This is a genomic window from Paenibacillus ihuae (assembly GCF_001368795.1).
Lineage (GTDB): Bacteria > Bacillota > Bacilli > Paenibacillales > Paenibacillaceae > Paenibacillus_AQ > Paenibacillus_AQ ihuae.
In genome coordinates this window covers 3,872,063-3,874,943 of the sequence record NZ_LN831198.1, presented here as the reverse complement: position 1 = coordinate 3,874,943, position 2,881 = coordinate 3,872,063, and the positions used below count along the sequence as shown (strand labels likewise).

3 protein-coding genes are annotated in these 2,881 nt (G+C 51.6%); all 3 read right to left on the bottom strand.

Annotated features, from left to right (window positions below; genetic code table 11):
* Positions 1 to 240: 240 nt before the first annotated feature.
* Positions 241 to 1,446 carry an Acg family FMN-binding oxidoreductase gene (locus AQR02_RS17920; protein ID WP_054941645.1) on the bottom strand — a complete coding sequence of 402 codons (1,206 nt, stop codon included), beginning with the start codon at positions 1,444 to 1,446 and terminating at the stop codon, positions 241 to 243.
* 24 nt (positions 1,447 to 1,470) lie between these two features.
* The gene (locus AQR02_RS17915) at positions 1,471 to 2,124 is read right to left on the bottom strand and encodes a TetR/AcrR family transcriptional regulator (RefSeq protein ID WP_054941644.1); all 654 of its coding nucleotides are present in this window, start codon (positions 2,122 to 2,124) and stop codon (positions 1,471 to 1,473) included.
* A 185-nt stretch (positions 2,125 to 2,309) separates the two neighbouring features.
* Positions 2,310 to 2,881 (bottom strand): DUF6492 family protein (locus AQR02_RS17910; protein ID WP_245237527.1); only part of this gene is annotated, 572 nt, incomplete at its 5' end.

The window sequence follows — 2,881 nt, the reverse complement described above, 5'->3', positions numbered from 1 at the left end:
AAAATCCCTCTGATTTCGCCCCGTGCGGTCCAGAAGCCGGAATCAGAGGTAAAAATCCCTCTGATTTCGCCCCGCGCGGTCCAGAAGCCGGAATCAGAGGTAAAAATCCCTCTGATTTCGCCCCGCGCGGTCCAGAAGTATGAATCAGAGGTAAAAATCCCTCTGATTTCGCCCCATGCGGTCCAGAAGCTGGAGCCCCGTACCCGGTTCAGTAAGCTAATTCAATATGAATTACCGGCTCTACTTGGCATCTGCGGGGGTAAGCAATTCCGTTACCTCACGGCGCATGCTGAGCGGAGCCTCTTTAATAGGCTGGCCCAAGCGTACCAGCATCTGGATGGTACCGCCTTTGGGGGCATATTCCCGGTGAATGGCCCGGTAAGGCTCCTGCATCTGCGGATATTCCTCCAGCACCTGGCTGAGCGGCTGCATGGCCAGCCCCAGCTGATGCGCCTCCAGAATCAGCCGGCTGTATACGATTCCGCTTAACACCTGACTGTTACGGCTGTTGTCTTTGGTTAGGATTAGGGCATAGGCCGGTGTGTTGTCCACCGCTGTCTGAACAGACTGGATCAGCCGGTCCTCCGCAGCTTTTCCGCTGTTCATGGACGGGAAGAGGGTGACGAGTCCCTGCATGATATGTTTCATGAAGCCGGTAGTGCCTTGGCCCTCTACGGAGAACCCGTAACGGTATTGATTTTTCTCGTGCTCATTCGCACGGAAGATGTCTTCGGATTCTTTGGCTACAGCTGCTGCCGCTGCCTCGATGGCAGCTCCCTGCATGGCATAATGGCCCAGCTTATCCAGGTTAGCCTTATCCTGAACGATGCGGATGGACACGCTGCTGTCATCACTGACAGCTTCCAGCTGTTCAATCTGTTGCACGGTTAATGGAACTGGCGAATACGACATCCGGTTAGTGTCGGGGAGAAATAGGTCATCATATGAGGGTGTGTCTTGGGGCGGGCGCTTTTGCAGCGTTATTTTTGCAACGGGATAAGTATCCATACTTTGTGCGAGCGTCTGCTCATCATATGGACCCAGGGGAAACAGGTCTAAGCCAACCTCATATCCCAGCTTTTGACCGGCTACATCGATATAGTCCAGGAAGGTTCCCTGGGAGATCATCATCTGCCGTGCAAGCGGATCAGCCTCCTTGCTCATCCGGCTGCTGTCTGCGTAGAGGTACAAGCTCATCGGCTCACTCCCGCTAAGGGAGATTCTCCAGGGCTGCATGTTATGACCGCTTGCGGCAAGCAGGCCGTGTGCAGCCAGGCGGACCCGCGGATCGCCGAATTGTGCAGCATAGGATTTGCTCCACGGTTCAAGGTACGCCTCTTTCTGAAGAACACCGCTTATGTATAATAAGATGCCAACGATAAGAAGCACTAAGACGGATAGACATATTAGAACCAGACTCACAGATTTCTTCACCGCTTTCTTCATACCTGTTCTCCTCCATAAGTGGGATTATTGAGCCGGTTCCAGGGAACGGAGCAGGAGGCGGAACGATTCTTGGATGAATTCACCGGGTCCGATATTATAGTAACGCTCAAGGTAATGCTTCTTGGTCCGTACCGTGCTGAATATGCCAAGCATACTGGCCCATAAGGTCATTGTGGCTTGATCCACCGGCAGATCCGCACGAATGCTGCCTGCTTCAACCCCCTTTTGCAGCGCGTTTTTCACGAATTGCAAGGCTTCTTCCCCGAGCGCATAACATTCGTCCCTGGATTCATCGGGTATCCCGTTCTGAAAATCAATCAGGCTGTTCTCATATTCAATGATGGCCTGGAAATAATGCGGCTCCCCGCAGGAAAACTCATAGTAAACCGAGGTAATCTCCCAGAGGGTTTCCATTGCGGTTAAGGAGTTGTTCCCCTGAAACTTGTCTTGCAAGAGGCCGATTAAGCGCCGGTACCCTCTGATCATAATTTCAAAATAAATCTGCTCCTTGCTGTTAAAGTAAGCGTATAGGGTTCTTTTGCTGAATTCCGCCTGCTTGGCCACATCATCCATAGTAGAGCGCGCATAGCCCTTTTCAAAAAATACATGCTCTGCAGCTTCTAGGATGTCCTTCCTGCGAAGCTCCATTTCTCTGCTTCTTCGTTCTGCGCTTCCCAAAAAAATCCCTCCATGAAATTCACTTAAGTGCAGTTGATTACACTATTAGTTTACTTTAGTCTAAGGGATTTTTCAAATTTTTCAATGACTTCAGTACATTGTTGAGCGGATCCGGCCCGGCAGCGGGCACAGCCGCTGGCCGGAACCGCCGCAGAGAAAAGTGGCAGGCAAGGCGTTCTCCCTTCTTAATGCTTGGCTGGGATGGAGTATCCCTTACGCTGATGGAAAGAAATGGACCGGTAGGTACGCGCCAACTTCCGGCGTTGTTTGGTTCCTACGGCGGATGCTGAGGTTTTCAGCGATTTATTATTTGCATTTCTGAGCAGAACCGAGGCGCGGTTACCGCTATACACATAATTGGCGTACGTTTCAAATTCGGAAAAGCCGAACTGCTTTTTCCTGTCGATACTACGGATAATGGCGGCATGCCAAGGCATTCCGTGGCGGGCTTCGATGGTTCTTTTTAAAGCAGCCAGTCGGGTCTTTTCAAATAGCATGTAATGCGTCACAAAGGATTTGGGAGAAGGTGCAGCGGTCCCCATCAGCTTCCGGTAGGTGCGAAAATATTCCGGCTGGCTCCAATTGCGGCAGTAAAAGACGGTTTTACCCTCTGAACGGAACCGGTGGGGGCGAATCAGCACCGTATCGGCATCGATGACCAAAAAATAATTTTCCCGGCAGATATGATCCCCATTCAGCTTAAGCAGCTGCTGATACAGCCACCCGGAACGGTTCCAGCGGGAGGAGGAATAACGGA

What these genes read in the sequence shown, in the direction of transcription:
- AQR02_RS17920 (WP_054941645.1), bottom strand. Translation starts at nt 1,446, where the DNA reads ATGAAGAAAGCGGTGAAGAAATCTGTGAGTCTGGTTCTAATATGTCTA.